This is a genomic window from Burkholderia sp. KL41, assembly GCF_057005415.2.
This window is the reverse complement of record NZ_CM174447.1, coordinates 505,843-530,530: the sequence shown is the minus strand read 5'-3', so window position 1 is coordinate 530,530 and position 24,688 is coordinate 505,843. Positions and strand designations below refer to the sequence as shown.

The following is a 24,688-nucleotide window of genomic DNA, read 5'->3' as shown; positions in this document are numbered from 1 at the left end:
GCCGCCCTTTTCCGGACTCCGACATGACCGCACGCACGCCCCTCACCCGCGCCAAATGGCTGATCGGCTGCGCCGTCGCATCGATCGCGATCGGCGCGCATGCGCAAGCCGACGGCGAATCGGCCGACGCGCTGCTCCGCGACTCGGACGCCGTGTTCAAGCAGCTCGACGCCGGCCAGTACAACGCCGTGTGGACCGATGCCGCCGCGTTCGTGAAGGCGCGCATCAAGCAGGACCCGTTCGCGTCGGACATGCAGCGTGCGCGCCAGTCGGTCGGCGCGGTCCGTCATCGCGGCTGGGCGCAGATCACGCGCATCCGCTACACCAACGCGTCGACGACACCCGACGGGCTCTACGCGAACGTCGATTACGCGACGACGCTGACGAGCGGCGCGACCATGTTCGAGAAGCTGAGCTTTCGCCGCGAGGATGACGGCCACTGGCGCCTGACCGGCTATGTGCCGCGCTCGTCGCAAAACTACGCGCCGTAACCCGCGCAACGCCCGCACCACGGAGCCATCATGAAACTCAATGTCGCGATAACGATGAACGTGCAGCGCGACGCGACGCAGTCGATCTGGTACAACGGCGCGAACCAGCACTGCGTGTACCTGTACATGCTGCTGAAGCAGTCGCCGCTGATCGGCGAGGTCTGGCTCGCGCACGACGAAGGCGTGACCGAGTATCCGCAGGCGCTGATGATGGACGCGTTCGGCGACGCGCTGCGGCCGCTGTCCGCCGTCGTCCACCAGACCGACCTGCTGATCGAGATGAACGCGTTCATCGACTCGACGCACACCGACGCCGTGCGCCGGCGCGGCGGCAAGTGCGTGTCGTACCGCTTCGGCAACGACTACGTGATCGCCGTCGAGACGATCAACTTCGAGAAGAACCAGTGGCGGCCGAACCCGCATCGCGTGCAGTTCGACGAGATCTGGACCAACCCGCAGCACATGCACACGTGCGCCGCGTATTTCCAGGCCGTGTACCGCGCGCCGGTGATCGAGCTGCCGCACATCTGGTCGCCGTATTTCATCGAGCGCAGCCTCGACGCCGATCCCGAACTGAAGGCGCGCTTCGGTTATCGGAACCACGGCCCCGCGAAACGCATCGCGTTCTTCGAGCCGAACCTGAACGTCGTGAAAAGCTCGATCGTGCCGATGCTCGCCGCCAACGCGTGCTACGTCGAGCATCCGGAGCTCGTCGAGCACGTGTACATGACCAACACGTTCGACAAGAAGGAAAACGTCGCCTTCAAGCATCTCGCGCTCGGGCTCGAGATGGTGCGCGACGGCAAGGCGACCGCCGACATGCGCGCGCCGTTCGTCGCGTGGGCCGCGCATCACACCGACATCGTCGTGTCCCACCACTGGGAAAACGGCCTCAACTACCTGCTGTACGACGCGCTGTACGGCAACTACCCGCTCGTGCACAACTCGCCGTTCCTGCGCGACGTCGGTTATTACTATCCGGACTTCGAGATCTTCGATGCCGCGCGTGCGATCGCGACCGCCGCGCAGACGCACGACGCGCGGCTCGACGAATACGCCGCCGCGGCACGCCGCTGCCTGCACCAGGTCGACACGCTCGCCGAACACAACGTCCGAGCCTATTCCGCGCAGATCCAGCACCTGTTCGCCGGCCGCGCACTCGGCTGACCTTATTTGCCCCTGCTACCGCCCATGAATCAGACCGTCCGCAATTTCGTCGTGATCGATTCGATTCACGGTCCGTTCGTCATCAACCGGCACTGCGCGTACCAGGCCGAAGCATTGATCAAGACCGGGCGGCCGCACATCCAGGATGAGCTCGACACGATCCTGAAGGTGATCGACCAGTTGCCGGACGATGCGATCGCCGTGGACGGCGGCGCGAATGCGGGGCTCGTGTGCGTGCCGATCGCCCACCGGTTGCGTGCGCGCGGCGGCCGCGTGTACGCGTTCGAGCCGCAGCGCACGCTGTTCCATGCGCTCGGCGGCACCGTCGCGCTCAACCAGCTCGACAACGTCCATCTGCTGAACATGGGGCTTGCGGGCGCCAACGGCACGATGAAGGTGCCCGACGTCGACTACGGACAGGATGCCGACTTTGGCCAGGTGTCGCTCGTCGGCGCGCACGCGGAAGGCGGCACGCCGACGCCGGTTGTCAGGCTCGACGCGCTCGGCCTGCCGCGGCTGGATTTCCTGAAGCTCGACATCGAAGGCATGGAGATCGACGCGCTGCGCGGCGCGCGCCGCCTGATCGAGACGCACCTGCCCTGGTGCTGGGTCGAATACTGGAAAGTCGGCGAGGCGCCGATCATCGCCACCTTTGCCGGCCTCGACTACACGTTCTACCGGATGGACCCGCTGAACCTGCTTTGCGTGCCGAACGCGCGCTGGGACAGGCAGCGGCTGGTCATCTCGATCGAGCCGATCGCCGTCGCGTCGCCGGCCGACGTCGATGCGCACCCCGACGCAGCCACCGACACCGACGCGCCTGAAACGCACTGGAACCGCGCACTCGATCATGAGTCGCGCTGCGAGTGGGGGCACGCGATCGACCGCTGGCAACGCGCGCGCGGCCGCGGGCTCGACGACGACGCGATCGCGCTGCAACTCGCGTCGTGCTACGGCTTCGCCGGGGCACCCGACGCCGGGCTCGCGGCGCTCGACCGCTTCAGCGATGCGGACGCGCTGCCCGACGCGACGCGCGGCCGCATCGAGCTGATGCGTTCGATGCTGCTGCTGCGCGCCGGCCGGCGCGACGAAGCGGCCCGCGCCACCATCGCGAGCGAAAACATCCTGACGGCCGCGCAGTTCGGGCTGCCGACGGAGCGGCTCTACCAGGGCCAGCCGCTGCAGGGCAAGCGGCTGCTGGTGCTCAGCTACGGCGGTGTCGGCGATCAGCTCCAGTACGCACGCTACCTGCATGCGCTCGACACGCTCGGCTGCACGAGCGTGACCGTCATCGTTCCGGACGCGCTGACGGGCCTGATGCGTCACACGTTCCCGCACATCGAATTCATCGGCGCGCACGGCGCGTGGATCGACACGTCGCAGATCGCACACGACTACTGGTGTTCGTTCCTGGTGCTCGCCGCGCAGTTCGGCTACGCGCCGGCACCCAAAGGATCGGCGGGCGCGTACCTGTCCTGCCCGCCCGCGCATGCGGCCGCGTGGCGCGAGCGCGTCTCGCGCGACGGTCATGCCGCCGGCACGCGTCGCATCGGGCTCAACTGGCGCGGGCGCGACGACAGCGACGCGCGCTTCCATCGCGCGGCCAGCCTGCGCGACCTCGCGCCGCTGACGCGGCTGCACGGTCACGCCGCGTACTGCATCAACCGCGACCTGTCCGCGCAGTCCGAGCAATCGGACCTGCCGGTGACCTTCCCGCATCACGCGATCGGCGATTTCAGCGACCTGGCGGCGCTGATGCTCGCGCTCGACGCCGTGGTGACCACCTGCACCGCCCACGTTCATCTCGCCGGCGCGCTCGGCGTCCCGGCCGTGCTGCTGCTCAGCCCGAAAGCCGACGCGCGCTGGGAAACCGGCTCGCGCACCGCCCTCTATCCGGGCGTCCGGATCGTGCGCGCCGCGCACGTCGGCCGATGGGACGACGCGGTCGACCGCGCGATGGCGTTCGTGCTCGGCGGATTCGGGAAGGATTGACCGGTTTGGCGCGCGCTCGGGCCGCTACACGAAAAGATGAGATCGACGCGGGCCACACGCATCGCGCCGAGCCGGCGCCCGCGACCGGCGTGAACAGGCGCTAGACCAGCACCCGGTCGCCGCTCTGCGCGGCGAACACACGGCCATGCCGCCGGCCCGTCCGCGCGAGCACCGCGAAGCAGTGCGCGACCCGCCGGCTGATGCCGCCGGATTGCTTGACGAGGCTGTCGGACACGCCGCGCGCGATCGCCGAATCGTCGCCGCACGCGCCCGCGATGACACCCGCGTAATAGTGCCGCGCGGCCAGTTCGCGGCCGCCGGCGTCGAGCGGCGTCATCCGCTGGATGCGGCGCGCAATGGTTTTCAGTCCGTCGAGATACGGCGCGACGTCGATCGGCACTTCGGTCGATTCGGCGCCCAGCTGCCACAGCATGTCGGCCAGCTCGGCGATCGCGACGAGTTCGCGCGCACCGGCTGCCTGCGTGCCCGTTCCGCTTCCGGCCTTCGTCCCCGCCATGCCCATGCCCCTTTGCGATTCGTCCCGGCCACGCGCCGGCCACGCCCGACACCGGCGTGCGTCATGCACGCCACCCCGCCTGTCTCCGCGCCGTCACGCGGCGGCCGGCGACCGCCATGAAAAACGGATGCCCTGCGCCCAGGCGACGCCGGCATCCACGATGATCTGCCGGTCGATCTCGCTCTCCACGCCTTCGACCACGACGTGCCGCGCACCTTCATGCGCGAACGCGATCAGCCTGCGGAACTGGTAGCGGCCGATCGCGTTGCGCTTGATCATCGACAGGATCGACCGGTCGAGCTTCACGATGTCGGGATTGCCGACCACCAGGTTGTTCAACGCGCTGAAACCCACCCCGAAATCGTCGATCGCGATGCGGCATCCGGTCTGCCGGAAGCGGTTCACGAACGAACGACCCGCGACGGGATTCAGCGGCCCCGTCTCCGTGATCTCGACCACCAGCCGCGCCGCGACCGACGGCTCGCGCTCGAGCCGCCTGAAGATGGCCAGCCACGCATCGTCGACGACCGCGCTCGCCGCCGCCACATTGCAGCCGTAGACGGCAGCCGGATCGGCGCGCAGCGCGTCGATCGTCCGGCCGACCACGAGCCGGTCGAACCATCGCATCAGCCCGAGCGCCTCGAGGCGCGGCAGGAACGCGACCGGCGGCAGCGCATCACGCTCGCCCCACCGCAATCGCGCCAGGCATTCCTGGTACAGCACACCACCCGACAGGTCGGCCCGGCACACGGGCTCTTGCGCGAACGCGAGCCGGCTCTCCACGAAACTGCGTACCGACGCGAGGTCGGGATGATCGTCGGGGGCGCCGAACACGAGATCGATTTCGTCACGATTCGCTTCCCGATTCGCCTCCTGGCGAGCTTCGACCGCATTCATCCGGCGCTCCGGCAAATGGCGAGCCGCCGATCGCGGCTCGACCTCAACAAACATGCGGAGCAAACCGATCATGGCGTGCTCCGCCGCCTACCCGGCCCATCCTGTTATGTCGATCTTTTCCGGGGAGCGTACTTTTCGCTTCGGCGCGCCGTCAAATTCGATATTTTCAACGATATTCAATTACTGGAATACACCACGCATGCGCGACACCGATTGTGCGACAGGTCACACTAACGCAAATTACACAAACCCGATCCGGATATTGTTTATTCCAGGCACCTAAACAGTCCTACCTGAATCAATTCCCGCGTAATTTGCATGCCTCGCAAATTCGAAAATTCAATTAATCAGATAAATACCGGCCCGCGAGGCAGCGCCCTCGCGCGCTGCCGGACTCGCCGTGAAGGATGGCGGCCCGGCTTGCGCGTCGCCGCAAATCGGCTGCCGCACGTCATTCGATCATCGCAGCGCTCAATTTTCCCGTTTCAAACGAATTATTAAATTTCTAAACAGAATCAAACAACCGTTAATCAATAATATCAATTTAAATCATATGATGATTATCGATCAAACCATTTTTAACAATCTTAAAGACTTGTTAACCTCTAAAATGATTTCTGACGGACTTCCCTCGGAGCCGTCAAATTCGTGCCTTCAAAAACCGTCGAACCGATCGGGTTCGGCGGTTTCTTTTTTAACGGCATTATTTCGTCAGACATTAGGGCGGGACAATCCCGATGGCGGGCCGCAGCGCAACGTGTGCGCCGCGAGAAAAACCGGGCCTTATGCGGCCGATGCGCCGACCAGGTTCGCGAGCAGGGCGTCGTATTCGGCAATGAGCGCGGGATTCGCCGACGTATAGCGGCTCAGGATGTCGCGCTGGCGCCGCGTGTACGCTTCCCAGTCGTCATCGTGCGTATGCAGCGCGCGCAACAGCGCATCGGCACCCTGCTGCACGTCGTTGTCCGGATAGTAGTAGCCGAGATCGGGCGCGAGGCTCGCGTTGTGCACGAGCGGATAGCCCTGCCAGCACACGTCGAAATAGAAATAGTTGAGCGGGTTCGACCATTGGTGCGACACGACGATATCGGTCAGGTCGGCCAGGAACAGCGGCGTATCGAAGCGCCCGACGAAACTCGCCTTGCCCTCGCGCACGATGTCCAGGTAGTTCATCAGCATCACGAACTCGGGGCTGTCGTGCGCGAGGCGATCGGCGTTCGTCACGTGCGTGAAGCAGATCGCATCCGGATCGCGGCGATACGCTTCGTCGATGATCAGCATCGGATACACGCAGAACTTCACGACGTCGTGGTTCGGCTCCATCACCGTCAGCCGCTTGCCCGGCTCGCTGCGCGGCCGGTATTCGCCGCGCTCCGGCAGCGACTGCGCGCGCGCGCTCAGGAACATCGGGTCCCACACGAACGGCACGACGCGCCCGGGGCAGCGGCGCAGCGACTGCAGGAACGGCAGCGACGACGGCGCGATCTGCGGAATCGCCCACACCTCGTCGTAGCCGCGGTTGATGAACAGCGAATCCCACAGCCGGCGGCCGAACAGAATCGATTCCATCGCGTTGACGTACTCGACGCCGCAGCAATAGCTGACGAGCTTCGCGCCGCGCGCCTTCAGGTAGGCCGTCTGCTCGCCGTCGATCTGCCCGCCGAGTTCGATCACCACGTCGAGCGAATCCTTCATCTCGGCGAATGCGCGCGTGTCGTACACGCTGCGATCCCACGGCAACGCATCGGTGAGCGGCACGTCGGTGGTGTTGACCAGCGTCACGCGGTAGCCGTGCGGCGACGCCATCAGCAGCTTCGCGAGAAACAGCGCGTTCTGCTTGATGCCGTTGATCCACATGCTTTCGTCAGGGGCACGCAGTCCGATCGTGATACCGATGCGCAGGCCGTTCAGGACAGGGGATGTCATCGTCGGCGGGATGGGAAGTTGGATGGAGATGGAATGGATGCAGTGTAGCGCGCGAAGCGCCGCCCGCGTCAAGCGGCGCACGCCGCCGGCAGCCCGGCATTCTAGCGGAGTGCCCGCCGCATACTGTCAGGGATGGTCAGCGCCCGGCCGGCACACGCAAATCCGCGAGACGGTTGTGCGATACTCGGGCGACCCGCCGCGCCACCGGGTTGCCGGGCGGTATCGGCATTCACGGTGGGCAGAAAACGACCTCGCAGCAACGCTGTGACATCGCTACGATCAATTTTACAAACCAGCCTTGACGGGAGGTCAAAGTGGAACAGATCGGGTATTCGTGGCCAACCTTCGATCAACTCACGCAGCATCTGGTCAAGTCGATCAACCCGGGCAAGATTCTGGATATCGGGGCCGGGGGCGGGAAATACGGGCGCCTGCTCAGGAAGGTCGTGCCCGATTGCCGTTTCACGGCGCTGGAATGTGACGAGGAGACACATCCGTTCCTGATCGAGAACGGCTACGACGACATCATTTCCGGCGTCAGCGACACGCTGTACGAACGGTCCGGCGACTCGTACGACACGATCATCCTGGGCGATGTCATCGAGCACATGCGCCACTCCCACGGTCGCGATCTACTGGAGTTTCTCAACTATCGATCGCGATACATCATCATCTCGACCCCCGAGTGCATGCCGATGAGCAGCGCATCGTACTTCGAGAGCCACAACTCCGTGTGGCGGCCCGATTCATTCATGTGGCATGACTTCTGGGCCCATCAGCAATGCGGGATCATGCACTTCTACCTGCTCAGGGGGCACCTCGACTGGAACGCACCGCGCCTCGATTCTCTCGTGAACTCCGCCAATGCTTCGAGCCTGTTCAATACGCGCGCCAGCAACGAACACGAGGCCACCGACGAGAAATTGCTCCAGCCGGTCAACCTGACGCTCCATGATTCCCGGTACCTGGAAAAACTCGACGGCGATCAATACACGGTTTTTCGCCCCATCTGATTTCGTGTACCTGACTGAACAAGGCGCCGCGCGGCGCCTTTTTCGTTTCTGACATGCGCTCGTCGCGCGCCGGCGCGGAGCCGGCACGCATGGATCGCCGTCAGATCGCCGCGGTCGTCGGCGCCACGGCGGCCGGGTCGGTGATGCTGGCCTTGCCGGTTTCGACGTGCCCCGCGATGCGGCGCGTCCAGCCGGCGTTCCCGGCCACCGCGAACTGCAGGTCGTACCAGTGGCTGCTGCACGACAGATCCCAGTGCGCTTCGACGCGCTGCCCCGCCGGAACCGTCAACGTGCGCGGTGCGCCGCCGTATGCAACATCGGTCGCCGTGACCGTGAGCGTGCCGGTGCCCGCGTTGGCGATCGTCACGTACACGTCGCCGTTGGCCGTGTCGTAACACGGCGTGATTTCAGGCTTCGCGCCGGCATCCGCGGCGGCCGATCCGGCGAAGCGCCGGAAATAGCCGTTCGGCCCCCACACGCTCACCAGGTAGTTGCCGTTCGCATCGAGCGCCCACGTGTCGGTCAGCTGCTTGCCCGCTTCGACCGTGTAGCGGCGCGGCATCGCGGTGGGGTCGCCCGTATAGACCCAGAAATGCGCGCCCTGCGTGCCGGTGTTCGCGAACGTCAGCGTGTAGCCTTGCGCCTGGAGCTGGCCGGTCACGTGCAATTCGTACGGCAGCGCACGCGCGGGCCGCGTGCCGGGCTCCTGTGCCGTCACGACCTGCTGCGCGGTGCTGGCCGGTGCGGTCTGCGACGACGCGCGCGAACACTGCAGGTCCGCCTGCGCGACATACGCCTGCGTGCTCGGCAGGGTCGGCAGCGTCGCATCCGATTTCGAGAAGTCGAGCGCCGACGTCAGGTCGCCGCAGATCGCGCGGCGCCACGGCGAGATGTTCGTTTCCATCACGCCGAAGCGCTTCTCGATGAATTGCAGCACCGACGTGTGATCGAAGACCTGCGAGCAGACGAAGCCGCCCTTCGACCACGGCGAGACCACGAACATCGGCACGCGCGGGCCGAGGCCGTATGGCAGGTTGTCGGCCGTGTACGTACCCGTCTGCGTCGACGTCACGACGTCGTGCCGCTCGAGCGACACGTCCACGGTGCTCATGCCGGAGCCCGGCAGCGTCGGTGCCGACGGCGGCACGACGTGATCGAAGAAGCCGTCGTTCTCGTCGTACATGACGAGCAGGACGGTCTTGCTCCACACGTCCGGATTCGACGTCAGCGCATCGAGAATGGTCGACAGGTAATACGCGCCGTAGAGCGGCGTGAACTTCGGATGCTCCGAATACGCGGCGGGCGGCAGCAGCCACGATACCTGCGGCAGCGCGTTCGCCTGCACGTCGGCCTTCAGCTGCGTGATCGGGCGCGTGCTCATCCCGCGCGTCTGCAGCGACGAACCGGCCGGCGCATTCACGAAGTTGTTGAAGCACGCGAGCATGTTCGTGCCGTAGTTGCCGGTGAAGTTGTCGAACCCGGTGCCCTGCTGGTAGACCTGCCACGAGATGCCGGCCTGTTCGAGCCGCTCCGGGTAGGTCGTCCAGCTGAAGGGCGGCAACTTGATCTTGTCGAACTGGTTGTCGATGTAGTCGGTGTTGTCGAGCAGCGGGCCGCCGCCCGTGCCGAGCGGGTCGACCATGCCCGTCATCAGGTACATGCGGTTCGGGTGCGTGTTGCCCGGGATCGAGCAGAAGTAGTTGTCGCACACGGTGAACGCATCCGCGAGCGCGTAGTGGAACGGGATATCGTCGCGGACGTGGTAGCCCATCGTCATGTTGGACTTCTGCACCGCCCACTGGTCGGCTCGGCCGTTGTCGATCGCGCCGTGCGTCGTCGCCCACGTGTGCGGCAGGCCGCCGATGCACTGCGCGTTGACGCCCGGGTTGGTCGTGTCGTAGCGGAACGGCGCGATCACGCTCGTCTTGTCCTCCTGCCTCGGCTGGAACCACACCGGCTTGCCGTTCGGCAGCGTGACCGGGAAGCGGTCGTTGTAGCCGCGCACGCCGCTCAGGTGACCGAGGTAGTGGTCGAACGAGCGGTTTTCCTGCATGAACACGACGATGTGCTGCACATCCTGGATCGTGCCCGTCACGGTATTCGGCTCGATCGCCAGCGCCTTGCGGATCGATTCGGGAAGCAGTGCGGTGGCGGCGGTCGCGCCGGCGAGGCCGGCGGAGAACTTCAGAAAATCGCGTCGCGAATGGGTGGCCATGCTGGTTGCTCTTGATTGGTTTTCTGGTGGAAACGGCCGGGATCAGGAAGCGGGCGAAGAAGCAGGCGCGGTGAAACCGGGCGGGCAGTGCATCTGCGCGGTGGCGACCACGCCGCCGCCGCATGCGGCCTTCTGCTGCGCCACGGGTGCGGCGGGTGCGGTCAGGTCTTCGTTGCAGGCACCGAGGAGTGCGGTCAGCGCGATCAGGCCAACGATCGCGAAAGGCCGTAGGGCCGACTTTCGCATAACGTCTCTCCGTGGAGGTGATGACTTGACACAGGCGCGGGTGCGCACCGGTCGTGTCGACGGCGAGATGCTAATTATCACGTGTTACACGATGGTGTCGTGCAAAGAGGCGCGCCGCGTGCACGCAAGGGGCGCGCATGTCGCGGCGGAGGGGATTACGAGAGGTTGACGTAATGCAATCGAAAGATTCGCATTACTTTGTTTTTGCCGAAGCGATCGAAGCGAATCTGTCGCGGTGCCGGTCGAGCAACGCACCACGACGCCTGTCTTACGGGCCGGCAGCCGAGGCAGCCGGCCCGCATACCGCGAAACCGGCGCCGCTCAGCCTTCCGCCATCATCAGCAACTGCGCGCCATCCGAAACCTGGTCGCCGACGCCGTACAGCACTTCCGCGACGACGCCCGCGCTCGGCGCGCCGATCGTGTGCTCCATCTTCATCGCTTCCATCACGATCAGCGGCGTACCCGCCTCGACCTTCTGGCCCGGCTCGACCAGCACCGCGATCACCTTGCCGGGCATCGGCGCGGTCAGGCGGCCGCCGCCCTGCTCCGCATCGCCCGCATGCGCGAGCAGGTTGCGCCATTCGAACGTCTCGGCCGCGCCTTGCGAGAACACGTGGAAGGTGTCGTCGTCCGCATACACGCGGCCGCTGCTACGCACGCCGCCGAGCGTCACGTCGAAATCGAGCGGCGTGGCGCCACGCGTCCACGTGAACGGTTGCGCGGCCGCGCCGCCGGTCGCGAGGCGCGCGACCGCGCCGTCGTCCTCGTACGTGACCGTCACGTCCGCTTCGCGCTCGGCCGCATGCCAGTCGAGCGTGCGGCGATAGCCGCCGTTCAGCCGCCAGTCCGGCAGCGCGCCCCACGGCGACGAACCCTGCGCGGCCGCGCCGCGTTCGCGCGCAAGCAGCGCCGCGCATGCGAGCGCGAGCATCGCGCGCGGCGGCTCTTGCGGCGCGAACAGCGCATCGTGATTGCGCTCGATCAGGCCCGTGTCGAGATCGGCCGTCGCGAACGGCTCGCACGCGACGATCCGCTGCAGGAACGCGGCATTCGTGTGCAGGCCGACCACTTCGCATGCACGCAGCGCGCGCAGCATCAGGCTCAGCGCTTCCGCACGGTCCGCGCCGTGGACGATCAGCTTCGCGATCATCGGATCGTAGAACGGCGTGATCGCATCGCCTTCGCGCACGCCGCTGTCGACGCGCACCGATGCGCCGATCGCGAACTCGACGCCTGCCGGCAGCCGCAGGTGCTTCAGCGTGCCCGTGGACGGCAGGAAGCCGCGCGCCGGGTTCTCCGCATAAAGGCGCGCCTCGAGCGCGTGACCCTGCACGCGCAGTTCGTCCTGCTGAAGCGGCAGCGGCTCGCCGGATGCGACACGCAGTTGCCATTCGACGAGATCGAGCCCGGTGACCATCTCGGTGACCGGATGCTCGACCTGCAGGCGCGTGTTCATTTCCATGAAGTAGAACGCGTCGCCCGTCATGATGAATTCGACGGTGCCCGCGCCGACATAACCGACCGCGCGCGCGGCCGCGACGGCCGCTTCGCCCATCGCCTGGCGCACGTCGTCGTGCAGGCCCGGCGCCGGCGCTTCCTCGAGCACCTTCTGGTGACGGCGCTGCACCGAGCAGTCGCGGTCGAACAGGTACACGGTATTGCCGTGCGTGTCGCCGAACACCTGCACCTCGACGTGACGCGGGCGCGTCAGGTATTTCTCGATCAGCACGCGGTCGTTGCCGAAGCTGCTCGCGGCTTCGCGCTGGCACGACGCGAGCGCCGCGGGGAAATCGTCGGAGCGCTCGACCACGCGCATCCCCTTGCCGCCGCCGCCCGCGCTCGCCTTCAACAGCACCGGGTAGCCGATCGCGTCGGCTTCGCGATGCAGGTTGGCCGCGTCCTGGTCGTCACCGTGATAACCGGGCACGAGCGGCACGGCGGCCGCGTGCATCAGCGCCTTCGCGGCGGCCTTCGAGCCCATCGCCGCGATCGCGTCGACCGGCGGCCCGATGAAGACGATGCCGGCCGCTTCGCACGCATGCGCGAAATCTTCGTTCTCCGACAGGAATCCGTAGCCGGGATGGATCGCCTGTGCGCCGGTCGCACGCGCGGCTTCGATGATGCGCTCGATGCGCAGGTAGCTGTCCGCGGCGGCCGAGCCGCCGATGTGCACGGCTTCGTCGCACGCGGCCACGTGTTTCGCGTTCGCGTCCGCGTCGGAATAGACGGCGACGCTCGCGATCCCGAGACGTTTGCACGTCGCGGCGACGCGGCACGCGATTTCGCCGCGGTTGGCGATCAGAATCTTGTCGAACATGGCTTCGGTGTCGTCCGGAAAGTTAGGGGCACGCCGTCATTCACGCCACGCAGGCGTGCGTTTCTCGAGAAAGGACGCAATCCCTTCGCGCGCTTCCGCGCCGGCCCGGGTTCGCGCGATCCAGTCGGCGGTCTGCTCGATCAGCGTCGCGTCGAGCGCGCGGCCGGCCACGTCGGCAACGAGCCGCTTGCACGCGCGCACCGCGTCGGGGCCGTTCGCGACGAGCGTCGCGGCCAGCTTCGCGACGGTTTCGTCGAGCGCATCGGCCGGCACCGCTTCGTGAATGAAGCCGAGCGACGCCGCGCGCGTGCTGTCGAACACCTCGGCCGTCGTGAAGTAACGGCGTGCCGCGCGCTCGCCCATCGCACGCACCACGTAAGGCGCGATCGTCGCGGGAATCAGCCCGAGCCGCGCTTCCGACAGGCAGAACTTCACGCCGTCGGCGGCAATCGCGATATCGGCCGCGGCCACCAGGCCCACGCCGCCCGCGTAGGCATCGCCGTGCACGCGGGCGATCACCGGCTTGCCGCAGCGATGGATCGCCTCGAGCATGCGCGCGAGCTTGCGCGCATCGGCGCGGTTCTCGTCGTCCGAGTAACCGGCCATCTTCTTCATCCAGTTCAGGTCCGCGCCCGCGCAGAACGCGGCGCCTTCCGCGGCCAGCACGATCGCGCGCACGCCTTCGTGCGCGTCAAGCCATTCGAACGCGGTGGTCAGCTCGGCGATCGTCGTCTCGTTGAACGCGTTGCGCACGTCGGGGCGCGCGAGCGTGACGGTCGCCACGCGGCCGGCTTCGCTTACCTTGATCGTTTCGTATCGCATCGGTCAGCCCTCCCGGCCGTTACATGCGGAACACGCCGAAGCGCGTGTCTTCGATCGGCGCGTTCATCGATGCGGCAAGGCCGAGCCCGAGCACGTCGCGCGTCTGCGCCGGGTCGATCACGCCGTCGTCCCACAGCCGCGCGCTCGCGTAATACGGATGGCCCTGGCGCTCGTACTGGTCGCGGATCGGCTGCTTGAACGCGTCCTCTTCCTCGGCGGACCACGAACCGCCCTTCGCCTCGATGCCGTCGCGGCGCACCGTCGCGAGCACCGACGCGGCCTGCTCGCCGCCCATCACCGAGATCCGCGCGTTCGGCCACATCCACAGGAAGCGCGGGCCGAACGCGCGGCCGCACATCCCGTAGTTGCCGGCGCCGAACGAGCCGCCGATGATCACCGTGAACTTCGGCACCTTCGCGTTCGACACGGCCGTCACCATCTTCGCGCCGTGCCGCGCGATGCCTTCGTTCTCGTACTTGCGGCCGACCATGAAGCCCGTGATGTTCTGCAGGAACACGAGCGGAATCTTGCGCTGGCAGCACAGCTCGATGAAATGCGCGCCCTTCACGGCCGATTCGGAGAACAGGATGCCGTTGTTCGCGACGATCCCGACCGGGTGGCCCCAGATGTGCGCGAAACCCGTGACGAGCGTCGTGCCGTAGCGTGCCTTGAATTCGTCGAACTCCGAATCGTCGACGATGCGCGCGATCACCTCGCGCACGTCGAACGGCTTGCGCGTATCGACCGGAATCACGCCGTACAGGCTCTTCGCGTCGTAGCGCGGCGGCTTCGGCTCGCGCAGCGCCACCGGCGACGCGATCTTCGGTGCGAGATGATCGACGATGTTGCGCGCGATCGACAGCGCATGCGCGTCGTTCTGCGCGAGATGGTCGGCCACGCCCGACAGGCGCGTGTGCACGTCGCCGCCGCCGAGATCCTCGGCGCTCACTTCCTCGCCGGTCGCGGCCTTCACCAGTGGCGGGCCGCCCAGGAAAATCGTGCCCTGCTCCTTCACGATGATCGACTCGTCGCTCATCGCGGGCACGTACGCGCCGCCCGCCGTGCACGAGCCCATCACGACGGCGATCTGCGCGATCCCCGCGGCCGACATCGTCGCCTGGTTGAAGAAGATGCGGCCGAAGTGGTCGCGGTCGGGAAACACGTCGTCCTGGTTCGGCAGGTTCGCGCCGCCCGAATCGACGAGGTACACGCACGGCAGCCGGTTCTCCGCGGCGATCTCCTGCGCGCGCACGTGCTTCTTCACGGTGACCGGGTAATAGGTGCCGCCCTTGACCGTCGCGTCGTTGCACACGATCACGCACTCGCGGCCGGCGATGCGGCCGATCCCGGTGATGACGCCCGCGCCCGGCGCGTCGTCGTTGTACATGCCGTTCGCCGCGAGCTGCGAGAACTCGAGGAACGGCGCACCCGGATCGAGCAGTTGCGCGATGCGATCGCGCGGCAGCAGCTTGCCGCGCGCCAGGTGCTTATCGCGCGCGGCCTGGCCGCCGCCCTGCGCGAGCTGTTCGATCTTCGCGCGCAGATCGGCGACGACCGCCTCGAGCGCGGCGGCATTCGCGCGATAGTCTTCCGAGCGCGGGTTCAGTTTCGATTCGATGATCGGCATCGGCGGGGCTCCGTTCGCGTGACGTGGGGCGTTACATCGTTTCCGCGAACAGCTCGCGGCCGATCAGCATCCGGCGGATCTCGCTCGTGCCGGCGCCGATCTCGTACAGCTTCGCATCGCGCCACAGGCGGCCGACCGGATATTCGTTGATGTAGCCGTTGCCGCCGAGGATCTGGATCGCCTCGCCGGCCATCCACGTCGCTTTCTCGGCCGTATAGAGGATCACGCCCGCGCAGTCCTTGCGCACCTGGCGGATGTGGTCGCTGCCGGCCGAATCGAGATGGCGGCCGACCGCGTACAGATACGCGCGGCATGCCTGGAACGTGGTGTACATGTCGGCGACCTTGCCCTGGATCAGCTGGAATTCGCCGATCGCCTGGCCGAACTGCTTGCGGTCGTGGATGTACGGCACCACTGCGTCGAGGCACGCGGCCATGATGCCCGTCGGGCCGCCCGACAGCACGGCGCGCTCGTAGTCGAGGCCGCTCATCAGCACCTTCACGCCGCCGTTGAGCTGGCCGAGGATGTTTTCCTCCGGCACTTCGACGTCCTGGAACACCAGCTCGCCCGTGTGCGAGCCGCGCATGCCGAGCTTGTCGAGCTTCTGCGCGACCGAGAAGCCCTTCATCCCCTTCTCGACGATGAACGCGGTAATGCCGCGCGGGCCGGCTTCGAGGTCGGTCTTCGCGTAGACCACCAGCGTGTCGCAATCGGGCCCGTTGGTGATCCACATCTTCGTGCCGTTCAGCACGTAGCGATCGCCGCGCTTGTCGGCGCGCAGCTTCATGCTGACGACGTCCGAGCCGGCATTCGGCTCGCTCATCGCGAGCGCGCCGATGTGTTCGCCCGACACGAGCTTCGGCAGGTATTTCTGCTTTTGAGCCTCGGTGCCGTTGCGGTGGATCTGGTTCACGCACAGGTTCGAGTGCGCGCCGTACGACAGGCCGATCGACGCCGATGCGCGCGAGATCTCCTCCATCGCGACCATGTGCGCGGTATAGCCCATGTTCGCGCCGCCGTATTCCTCGGCCACCGTCATGCCCAGCACGCCGAGATCGCCGAACTTCTTCCACAGATCCATCGGAAACTGGTCGGTGCGGTCGACCTCCGCCGCGCGCGGCGTGATTTCCTTCGCCGCGAACGTCGCGACGGCGTCGCGCAGCATCTCGATGTCTTCACCGAGCATGAATTGCACACCGGGCAGGTTGATCATGTCTCCTCCGTCTCCAGAAAGTGTGTGGCATCCGCCGATTTCTGAGTTTCGCTCAAATCGAATGAATGCACCGATTCATTGACCAATACAGCGTAAATTTTGCACAGTTTCGCGCCTCGCCGGGTTCGGCGTCAATAGTTTTTTGAGTTACACTCAGATATCATGCCGAGATGACAGCCGCTACCGCCGACACCATGACCGCCACCGTCAAAGCCGATCGCGCCGACACGTCGCGCGCGCCCGCCGGGCGCAAATCCCAGCAACGCGTGCAGGACATCCTGCGCGCCGGCCGGGAAGTGTTCGCCGAAAAGGGTTACGAGCATGCGACGGCCGCCGAGATCGCGCAGCGCGTCGGCGTATCGGAGGCGACGGTGTTCAGCTACTTCCGCGGCAAGCGCGAGCTGTGCGCGCGTGTCATCGCGGATTGGTACGACGAAAACATCGCCGCGTTCGAGCAGGGGATGCCGCAGGATGCGTCGGTGCGGCAGCAGTTCGCGTTCATCGTGCGCACCCACCTGCGGCTGATGCTGGTGAACGGCACGGGGCTGTGCGCGCTGGTGCTGTCGGAAGGCCGCGCGAAGCAGCATGCGCTGAGCGACGAGCTCACCGCGCTGCAGCGCCGCTACACCGCTCCGCTGATGGACGTGCTCGCGCGCGGCCAGGCGGCCGGGCAAGTGCGTACCGACCTGCCGCTGAGCCTGCTGCGCTCGATGGTGTTCGGGCCGATCGAGCACGTGCTGTGGGATGCGATCCTCGGGCACCGCAAGCTCGACACGGAAACGACGGCCACGCAGCTCGTCGACATGCTGTGGGCCGCCGTGCAGCCGCCGGCGCCGGAGCAGGCGGCGCTCGTGCGGTTCAGGAATGAAGTGGCGGAAGCCGTGCGGCGGCTGGAAGGGGAAGCGTCACGCCCGTGACGCAGGGGTGCGGCCCGGCGCACGTCGCATCGTGCGCCGCGCGTGACCGACCGCTACGAATCCTCGCCGACACGCAGCGGCGCACGGCTCTGCTCGTTGTTCAAATGGACGAACTTGCGCAACAGGCGCACGAGTTCCTGCGAATCTTCCTCGCCCATCCCGTCGAACAGGCCGGCACGCAGCTCCTGCACTGACGGAATCAGGTGCGTGAGCAGTTCGACGCCCGTCGGTGTCAGCAGCAGGCGCCGCTGACGCCGCGGCAGCACTTCGCGAACGATCAATCCTTTCGCTTCGAGCCGGACCGCGAGGTCGGCCGTGGTCGACGTGTCGAGCGCCACCCGCTGCGCCAGCGTCACCTGATCGAGCCCCGGACACTCGTAGAGCATCCGCAGGACGGCGTACTGCACCGGCGTCACGTCGCGGCCCAGCTTCTCGTAGAACATCGCGACGGCAATCTGGTGCGCACGCCGGATCAGGTGCCCCGGCTCGTCGTACAGGTCGAGCGGGAAAGCCGGCGCGTCGGCGGGATTCGTTTTTTCCATGAATGAGTCGATGACATAGGCGGCGCGCGCCGGTTGCGCGCGCCGACGGCATGGCGCTGCCTCGCGCCATTTCCCGGGAAAACCAGTATACCGCCCGCCTTGCCCCGGCCAATCTCAATGCGTACACTGAATCTCATTCAGTACACGGAATGACGAACTGCCGCATGTCAGCGGCACCGCCCCGAAGGAGACGACGAACGTGTTTCTCAAGAACGCTTGGTATGTGGCGTGCACGCCCGATGAAATCGACGGCAAGCCGCTGGGCCGCAAGATCTGCAACGAGTCGATGGTGTTTTACCGCGCGGCGGACGGCCGGGTCGCCGCGCTCGAGGACTTCTGCCCGCATCGCGGCGCCCCGCTGTCGCTGGGATTCGTGCGCGACGGTGTGCTCGTGTGCGGTTATCACGGGCTGGAAATGGGCTGCGACGGCAAGGCGTCCGGCATGCCGGGCCAGCGCGTCGGCGGCTTCCCGCCGATTCGCAGCTTCCCGGTGATCGAGCGGTACGGATTCGTCTGGGTCTGGCCGGGCAATGCGTCGGAAGCCGATCCCGCCAAACTGCCCGCGCTGGCCTGGGCCGAAGACCCGGCCTGGGCGCACGGCGGCGGCCTCTATCACATCCGTTGCGATTACCGGCTGATGATCGACAACCTGATGGACCTCACGCACGAAACCTACGTGCATGCGTCGAGCATCGGCCAGAAGGAAATCGACGAAGCGCCGCCGAAGACGATCAGCCGCGGCGACGAAGTCGTCACGAGCCGCTTCATGGAGAACGTGATGCCGCCGCCGTTCTGGCGGATGGCGCTGCGCGGCAACGGGCTCGCCGACGACGTGCCGGTCGACCGCTGGCAGATCTGCCGCTTCACGCCGCCGAGCCACGTGATGATCGAAGTGGGCGTCGCCCATGCGGGCCACGGCGGCTACGACGCGCCGGCCGAGTTGAAGGCGTCGTCGATCGTGGTCGACTTCATCACGCCCGAGACGGACACCTCGATCTGGTATTTCTGGGGCATGGCGCGCAACTTCCGGCCCGACGATCACGCGCTGACCGCCGAGATCCGCGAAGGCCAGGGCAAGATCTTCGCCGAGGATCTCGAGATGCTCGAACGCCAGCAGCTCAACCTCGAGCAGTGGCCGGACCGCAAGCTGCTCAAACTCAACATCGACGCCGGCGGCGTGCTGTCGCGCAAGGTGATCGAACGGCTGCTCGCCGAAGAAAACGCGGCGAGCCCGCAGCGGCCCGTGATTCCGGTCGCGCAGATCAAGGAGGCGTCATGAGCGCCGCGACATTGACGGTCCGGGTGGCCCGCAAGTGGCAGGAAGCGCGCGACATCTGCGGTTTCGAATTCGTCAGCGACGACGGTTCGCCGTTGCCGGGCTTTGAAGCCGGCGCCCACATCGACGTGCATTTGCCGGGCGGGCTCGTGCGCCAGTACTCGCTGTGCAATCACCCGGAACACGCCGATCGCTATCAGATCGCCGTGCTGCGCGACGCCGACGGCCGCGGCGGGTCGCGCGCGATCCACGACGAAGTCCGGCAAGGCGATACCGTTCGGATCGGCATGCCGCGCAACCAGTTTCCGCTCGCCCCCGACGCTCCGCACCACCTGCTGCTCGCGGGCGGGATCGGCGTCACGCCGATCCTCAGCATGGCGGAACGACTGTTCTCGTCCGGCATGCCGTTCGACATGCACTACTGCGCGCGCTCGACCGATCGCATGGCCTTCGTCGAGCGGATCAACGCGGCCGGGTTCCACGATCGCGCCCGCCTCCACGTCGACGACGGCGCCCCCGGCCAACGCTTCGACCTCGCCGCCGTGCTCGCCGCCGCGCCCGCAGGCACGCACCTGTACGTATGCGGCCCGTGCGGCTTCATGGACGCAGTGCTGAACGCCGCGCGCGAGCGCAACTGGGCCGAAGCGCGGCTGCACTACGAGTTCTTCGGCGGCGCGGTTGCGTCGTCCGGCGCGGACCGTGCGTTCCAGGTCCGGATCGCGAGCAGCGGCATGGTGATCGACGTGCCGGCCGAATGCACGGTCATCGCGGCGCTGGCGGCGAACGGCGTCGACGTGCTGACGTCGTGCGAACAAGGCGTATGCGGCACCTGCGCGACGCGTGTGCTCGAAGGCGAGCCCGATCATCGCGACGCGTATCTGACCGACGACGAAAAGGCAGCCGGCGACCAGTTCATGCCGTGCTGCTCGCGATCGCGAAGCGACCTGCTGGTCCTCGATCTGTAGATCTGAAAATCTGTAGACGGACCGCCCGACTCGCGGCGGCCAACCACAATACTGGAGACGATCAATGGAGCAACATGCCCGGGCACCGGTCAGTACTACTCAGTTCCCGGCCGACCGATGGTGGGTCGCCGCGCTGTCATCCGAACTGACGGACAAACCCGTCGCCCGCGCGCTCCTCGGCCGCCCGGTCGTCCTGTTCCGGTTGCCGTCCGGGGAAGTCGGCGCGCTGGAGGATCGCTGCTGCCACAAGTCGCTGCCGTTGTCGTGCGGCTCGCTCGAATCGCGCGGCCTGCGCTGCGGCTATCACGGCCTGCTGTTCGACCGCGACGGCACGTGCGTGGAGATTCCCGGCCAGGACCGGATTCCGGCGAAGGCGTGCGTGTCGTCGTATCCGGTACGGGAACAGGACGCCATCGTGTGGATCTGGATCGGCGCCGACGCGCACGCTCAACCGACAAGCGCGCCGCCACGCTATGCGTTCCATGCCGATCCGCAATACCAGTTCGGCGGCGGGCACTACCACTACGACGCACCGTATCAACTGATTCACGACAACCTGATGGACCTGAGCCACCTCGGTTATGTCCATCTGAAAACGATCGGCGGCAACGCGGCACTGCACATGGGTGCGGAAACCCGCGTCAGCAGCGACGGCGATACCGTGACGCTGGTTCGCCGGATGCCGGATTCCGACCCGCCGCCAACCTATACCGCTGCGTGGCCGTTCGCGGGCCGCGTCGATCGCTGGCAGGAAATCGAATTCCACGTATCGCACATCCGGATCTGGACCGGCGCGATGGACGCCGGCACCGGCGACCTGCACGATCCGGCACGCGGCGGCTTTCACATGCGCGGCTTCCACGGCATCACGCCCGAGACGGAAGCGACGACGCACTACTTCTGGACCGTCGCGACCAATCCGCAACACGACATCGAGCGCGTCGCGCAAACGGTCATCGAGCAATCCGCGGCGACGTTCGACGAGGACAAGACCGTGATCGAAGCGCAATACCGGAACCAGCTGCGGTTTCCGGGCGGCCGCCAGATCGACATTCACGTCGACGCGGGCCCCAATCGCGCGCGGCGCGTGATCGAGCGGCTGCTGCTCGAACCCGCTTGAGCATCGCGCCGCCCCGCCGACCACACCCGCCGGTCGCGACGGGCGCTCCGCGGGGTGCCCCGTCGGCCCGTTCAATCGCTTTCGCCCGATTCGCCATCACCGGCTTCGATTTCATTCCATTTAATTAGTCATACTATTTACAAGGATCTTTGACGTGAGCGCAAACATCCGCAATACGATCGACGAATCCCCGATGAGCACGTTCCAGACGATGGCGGTCACCGCCTGCGTCGTGCTGAACATGCTCGACGGTTTCGACGTGCTGGCCATCGCGTTCGCCGCGCCGCACCTGGCGGCCGAGTGGAAACTGAGCGGCAAGGAAATCGGCCTGCTGCTGAGCGCCGGGCTGGCCGGCATGGGCATCGGCTCGGTGCTGATTGCGCCGCTCGCTGACCGCGTCGGCCGCCGCCGCATCATCCTGCTCTGCCTCGCGGTGATCTCGACCGGGATGCTCGCCTGCGCGGCCACGCACAGCACGATTCAACTCGCCGTCACGCGTGCGTACACGGGGCTCGGCATCGGCGGCATGCTGGCGAGCCTGACCGTCATCAGCGGCGAATACGCATCGAACAAATGGCGCAGCGCCGCGATCGGCATGCAGTCGACCGGCTACGCGATCGGCGCGACCGGCGGCGGCATCATCGCCGGCTACCTGCTGTCGACGTGGGGATGGCGCAGCGTGTTCGCGTTCGGCGGCATCCTGACCTTGCTGTCGATCCCGATGGTGCTCGCATTGCTGCCGGAATCGCTCGACTTCCTGCTGGCAAGGCGCCCGGACAACGCGCTGCAGAAAATCAACCGCATCCTCGCGAGAATGAAGCGCGCGCCGATCGACATGCTGCCGGCGGCGACTGCCTCCATCGACTCGGCGAACGCCGCGTCGAGCTGGACGGCCGTGCTGCGCGCGCCGCTGACGCGCCGCACGATCGCACTGTGGATCGCATTCTTTCTCGTGATGGGCAGCTTCTACTTCGTCGTGAGCTGGACACCGAAGCTGCTGGTTCAGGCCGGGTTGTCGGCATCGCAGGGGGTCACCGGTGGCGTGCTGCTCAATCTCGGCGGCATTGCGGGCGCATCGCTCTTCAGCCTGCTGTCGACGCGGTTCGGCCTCCGCAACCTGCTCGGCGCGACGCTGCTGCTCGGCGGCGTATTGATGGTCGTGTTCGGCGCGAACACCGGCTCGCTCGGGATCGGGATGACGGTCGCGGTATTCCTCGGCGCCGTGATCAATGCGTGCGTGGCCGGCATGTATGCGCTGTCGCCGACGCCTTATCCCGCCGAAATCCGCACGACCGGCATCGGCCTCGCGGTCGGCATCGGCCGCCTCGGCGCGATCCTGTCGCCGATGACGGTCGGTGCGCTGCTGGACGACGGCTGGTCCGTGCCCCATCTGTATCTCGCGTTCCTCGTGCCGATGATCGGCGCGGCGATCGCCGTCGCCGTGGTGGGTACGCGCGCCGCGGCACCGCACAGGCAACGCGACCCGGCGATGTCGTAACGCACGACGCACGCAGCCTTGCCGATACCCGTCGGCATCCCGGATCGGCTCGGGTCACAAAAATATCGATAAGCATATCTACATACCGTTTGGAGACAGCCATGAAAACGAAACTGGGCGCCGCACTCGCGACGGCGATGGCACTGACGCTGGCGCTGGCCGGACCGGCCTGCGCGCAAAGCAGCGTGACGCTGTACGGGATCATCGATACCGGCGTGTCCTACTACAACAACGCCGCACACGGCGGATCGTTCACGGGTATGCCGACACTGACCGGCGAAGTGCCGTCACGCTGGGGGCTGAGGGGCACGGAGGATCTCGGCAGCGGCTATCAGGCTTTCTTCGTGCTCGAGAACGGCTTCCAGCCCGGCACGGGCGCACTGAACTACGGCGGGCGCCTGTTCGGGCGACAGGCGAACGTAGGCGTGAACAGTCCGTTCGGCGCGCTGACCCTCGGCCGCCAGATGAACATGTCGATGATCGTGCTGACCAATGCGGATGTGATCGGTCCGTCGATTCACTCGATGGCGGATTTCGATTCCTATCTGCCGAACGCGCGCAGCGACAATGCGATCGGCTACAAGGGCACGTTCCACGGTGTGACGCTCGGCGCCACCTACAGCTTCGGCCGCGACGCGGCAGGGCCGGCAGGGCCGTCGGCGACGGGCTGTGCCGGACAGGTGCCCGGCGACTTCGTCGCTTGCCGCCAATACACGGCGATGCTCGCGTATGACGCGAGCAATTTCGGGCTCGCCGCGTCGCACGACGTGATGCGCGGCGGCGGCGGTGCGCTCGCGCCGCTGAACAATCCGGCATACACCGACACGCGCGACATCGTCGCCGGCTACGTGAAGATCGGCCCCGCGAAACTGGGCGCCGGGTGGATTCGCCGCAACCTCGCGGCAGCCGAGCACCTGCAGGCCGATATCGTGTTCGCCGGCGGCACGTACTACGCGACGCCCTACCTCGCGCTCGACCTTCAGGGCGTCCGCTACCTGCAACGCCGGGAAAACAGCGAAGGCGGCACGAACACGACACTGCTCGTCGGCCGCGCGAACTATTTCCTGTCGAAGCGGACGACCGTCTATACGTCGGTGGGCTACATGTTCAACAGCACGCTGGCCGCGAACGCGGTCGCGGCAGGCGGGACGGTCGGCACCGGGATGAACCAGCTCGGCGTGATGGCCGGCATCCAGCAGAAGTTCTGAACGCCGGACGCCCGTGCGGCGGTCAGTTGGCGAGACGGCAGTGGGCCAGCTTCAGGCCCGGCAACACGGGCGCATCGATATAGCCTTCGTTCACGCAGCTGAAGCGGAAAGCCGTCGACGTGACGAACGGCTTGATTTCGCCGCCGGGGAATTTCGGCTTCAGCGCATCCTGGTCGGCCACGTCGAAATGCGTATCGAACTGCTCGCCGTCGGCCGTCAGCGCGCCGAAGTAAGTGCCGCCCGGATCGCTGCCCATCCGGATCACGGCGCCGACGAACGTGAGGCGCTTGCCGTCGTACTTCGTCTTCGCGGCGGCCACGTCCTGCGTGTAGGCCTCGATCACGGCGCCGTAGTGCGCGTCGATCGCGGGGTCGGCATCGGAAGCCGCGCAAGCAGCCTGGTGAATGCCTGCCAGCAGCGCGCAGGCCGCAAGCGCGGCCGCCGCGAACGGCGCGGAAATCTTCTTCATGGGTGGTCTCCCGTCTAGCGTGGTGGTTGAAGTGATTGAAGCCCGGCGCAACGCCGGATGAATTCGCTTCCGTTGCTTTAATCGTTCGATTGGCGGATGACGGCTGCGATCACTTCATCGCCCGCGTGGTCGTGCGCGGTGCGTGACGTCGCGCGGAACGCGACGTGACAGGAAGATGACATGGTGCGCCCCCCGGTTCTCTCGTTGAATTTCACTGCGTCTGATTTTTGCTACGTTAGCAGGCGGGT

General features: G+C 66.5%; 21 protein-coding genes. 10 read left to right on the top strand and 11 right to left on the bottom strand.

The features are described 5' to 3' along the window. The first annotated feature begins 23 nt into the window (after positions 1-23). The 3 genes from PQB87_RS20015 to PQB87_RS20005 are packed head-to-tail and all read left to right on the top strand — an operon-like array spanning position 24 to position 3,650. The gene (locus tag PQB87_RS20015) at positions 24-491 is read left to right on the top strand and encodes a DUF4019 domain-containing protein (protein ID WP_059685386.1); all 468 of its coding nucleotides are present in this window, start codon (positions 24-26) and stop codon (positions 489-491) included. Positions 492-521: 30 nt separating this feature from the next. Next, positions 522-1,658 (top strand): DUF2827 family protein, encoded by a 1,137-nt coding sequence (locus PQB87_RS20010; RefSeq protein WP_301863113.1) that lies wholly within the window; start codon positions 522-524, stop codon positions 1,656-1,658. Positions 1,659-1,682: 24 nt separating this feature from the next. Further along, a complete protein-coding gene (locus PQB87_RS20005) occupies positions 1,683-3,650 on the top strand; it encodes an FkbM family methyltransferase (protein ID WP_489243557.1) in 1,968 nt (655 codons plus the stop codon). A 100-nt stretch (positions 3,651-3,750) separates the two neighbouring features. Here PQB87_RS20005 and PQB87_RS20000 read toward each other — a convergent pair whose 3' ends face one another. The 3 genes from PQB87_RS20000 to PQB87_RS19990 form a co-directional block, all read right to left on the bottom strand. Continuing rightward, positions 3,751-4,173 carry a hypothetical protein gene (locus PQB87_RS20000; protein ID WP_081076071.1) on the bottom strand — a complete coding sequence of 141 codons (423 nt, stop codon included), beginning with the start codon at positions 4,171-4,173 and terminating at the stop codon, positions 3,751-3,753. A gap of 87 nt (positions 4,174-4,260) precedes the next feature. Beyond that, complete coding sequence (locus PQB87_RS19995; RefSeq protein ID WP_027790583.1) at positions 4,261-5,064, bottom strand: EAL domain-containing protein; 804 nt, start codon at positions 5,062-5,064, stop codon at positions 4,261-4,263. Between the two features lie 783 nt (positions 5,065-5,847). Beyond that, complete coding sequence (locus PQB87_RS19990; RefSeq protein WP_153490803.1) at positions 5,848-6,990, bottom strand: DUF2827 domain-containing protein; 1,143 nt, start codon at positions 6,988-6,990, stop codon at positions 5,848-5,850. 314 nt (positions 6,991-7,304) lie between these two features. Here PQB87_RS19990 and PQB87_RS19985 point away from each other — a divergent pair, with 314 nt between their 5' ends. Then, a complete protein-coding gene (locus tag PQB87_RS19985) occupies positions 7,305-8,003 on the top strand; it encodes a class I SAM-dependent methyltransferase (RefSeq protein WP_060068399.1) in 699 nt (232 codons plus the stop codon). Positions 8,004-8,103: 100 nt separating this feature from the next. On the opposite strand, the gene PQB87_RS19980 is transcribed toward PQB87_RS19985, so the two are convergent. From PQB87_RS19980 to PQB87_RS19955, 6 genes are all read right to left on the bottom strand, one after another. Further along, positions 8,104-10,218: a phosphocholine-specific phospholipase C gene (locus PQB87_RS19980; protein WP_489243555.1), complete on the bottom strand. Its 2,115-nt coding sequence runs from the start codon at positions 10,216-10,218 to the stop codon at positions 8,104-8,106. A gap of 42 nt (positions 10,219-10,260) precedes the next feature. After that, positions 10,261-10,464, bottom strand: a complete 204-nt coding sequence (locus PQB87_RS19975) for a hypothetical protein (protein ID WP_489243553.1) — start codon at positions 10,462-10,464, stop codon at positions 10,261-10,263. A 321-nt stretch (positions 10,465-10,785) separates the two neighbouring features. Continuing rightward, positions 10,786-12,783, bottom strand: coding sequence for an acetyl/propionyl/methylcrotonyl-CoA carboxylase subunit alpha (locus PQB87_RS19970; RefSeq protein ID WP_489243551.1), 1,998 nt, complete (start codon positions 12,781-12,783; stop codon positions 10,786-10,788). 36 nt (positions 12,784-12,819) lie between these two features. Beyond that, positions 12,820-13,605 carry an enoyl-CoA hydratase/isomerase family protein gene (locus PQB87_RS19965; protein WP_059619767.1) on the bottom strand — a complete coding sequence of 262 codons (786 nt, stop codon included), beginning with the start codon at positions 13,603-13,605 and terminating at the stop codon, positions 12,820-12,822. Between the two features lie 19 nt (positions 13,606-13,624). Beyond that, the gene (locus PQB87_RS19960; RefSeq protein WP_059685369.1) at positions 13,625-15,232 is read right to left on the bottom strand and encodes a carboxyl transferase domain-containing protein; all 1,608 of its coding nucleotides are present in this window, start codon (positions 15,230-15,232) and stop codon (positions 13,625-13,627) included. Between the two features lie 31 nt (positions 15,233-15,263). Then, positions 15,264-16,445 carry an isovaleryl-CoA dehydrogenase gene (locus PQB87_RS19955; RefSeq protein ID WP_021163017.1) on the bottom strand — a complete coding sequence of 394 codons (1,182 nt, stop codon included), beginning with the start codon at positions 16,443-16,445 and terminating at the stop codon, positions 15,264-15,266. Between the two features lie 170 nt (positions 16,446-16,615). On the opposite strand from PQB87_RS19955, the gene PQB87_RS19950 reads away from it, so the two are divergent. Beyond that, on the top strand, positions 16,616-17,362 hold the full coding sequence (locus tag PQB87_RS19950) for a TetR/AcrR family transcriptional regulator (protein ID WP_048025455.1): 747 nt from the start codon (positions 16,616-16,618) through the stop codon (positions 17,360-17,362). A gap of 53 nt (positions 17,363-17,415) precedes the next feature. Here the strand turns inward: PQB87_RS19950 and PQB87_RS19945 are convergent, their stop codons facing one another. Further along, positions 17,416-17,904 carry a MarR family winged helix-turn-helix transcriptional regulator gene (locus tag PQB87_RS19945; RefSeq protein WP_059525008.1) on the bottom strand — a complete coding sequence of 163 codons (489 nt, stop codon included), beginning with the start codon at positions 17,902-17,904 and terminating at the stop codon, positions 17,416-17,418. Positions 17,905-18,103: 199 nt separating this feature from the next. Between PQB87_RS19945 and PQB87_RS19940 the strand changes: the two genes are divergently transcribed. From PQB87_RS19940 to PQB87_RS19920, 5 genes are all read left to right on the top strand, one after another. Beyond that, positions 18,104-19,183 (top strand): aromatic ring-hydroxylating dioxygenase subunit alpha, encoded by a 1,080-nt coding sequence (locus tag PQB87_RS19940; protein ID WP_059685365.1) that lies wholly within the window; start codon positions 18,104-18,106, stop codon positions 19,181-19,183. After that, on the top strand, positions 19,180-20,145 hold the full coding sequence (locus tag PQB87_RS19935) for a PDR/VanB family oxidoreductase (protein WP_489243550.1): 966 nt from the start codon (positions 19,180-19,182) through the stop codon (positions 20,143-20,145). Before PQB87_RS19940 ends, PQB87_RS19935 begins: the two co-directional genes overlap by 4 nt. Positions 20,146-20,209: 64 nt before the next feature. After that, positions 20,210-21,265: a Rieske 2Fe-2S domain-containing protein gene (locus tag PQB87_RS19930; protein WP_489243548.1), complete on the top strand. Its 1,056-nt coding sequence runs from the start codon at positions 20,210-20,212 to the stop codon at positions 21,263-21,265. 154 nt (positions 21,266-21,419) lie between these two features. Further along, a complete protein-coding gene (locus PQB87_RS19925) occupies positions 21,420-22,763 on the top strand; it encodes an MFS transporter (RefSeq protein WP_489243547.1) in 1,344 nt (447 codons plus the stop codon). 101 nt (positions 22,764-22,864) lie between these two features. After that, positions 22,865-23,971 carry a porin gene (locus tag PQB87_RS19920; protein WP_174413789.1) on the top strand — a complete coding sequence of 369 codons (1,107 nt, stop codon included), beginning with the start codon at positions 22,865-22,867 and terminating at the stop codon, positions 23,969-23,971. A 22-nt stretch (positions 23,972-23,993) separates the two neighbouring features. Here PQB87_RS19920 and PQB87_RS19915 read toward each other — a convergent pair whose 3' ends face one another. Further along, positions 23,994-24,440, bottom strand: a complete 447-nt coding sequence (locus PQB87_RS19915; protein WP_060049236.1) for a hypothetical protein — start codon at positions 24,438-24,440, stop codon at positions 23,994-23,996. Between the last annotated feature and the right edge of the window lie 248 nt (positions 24,441-24,688).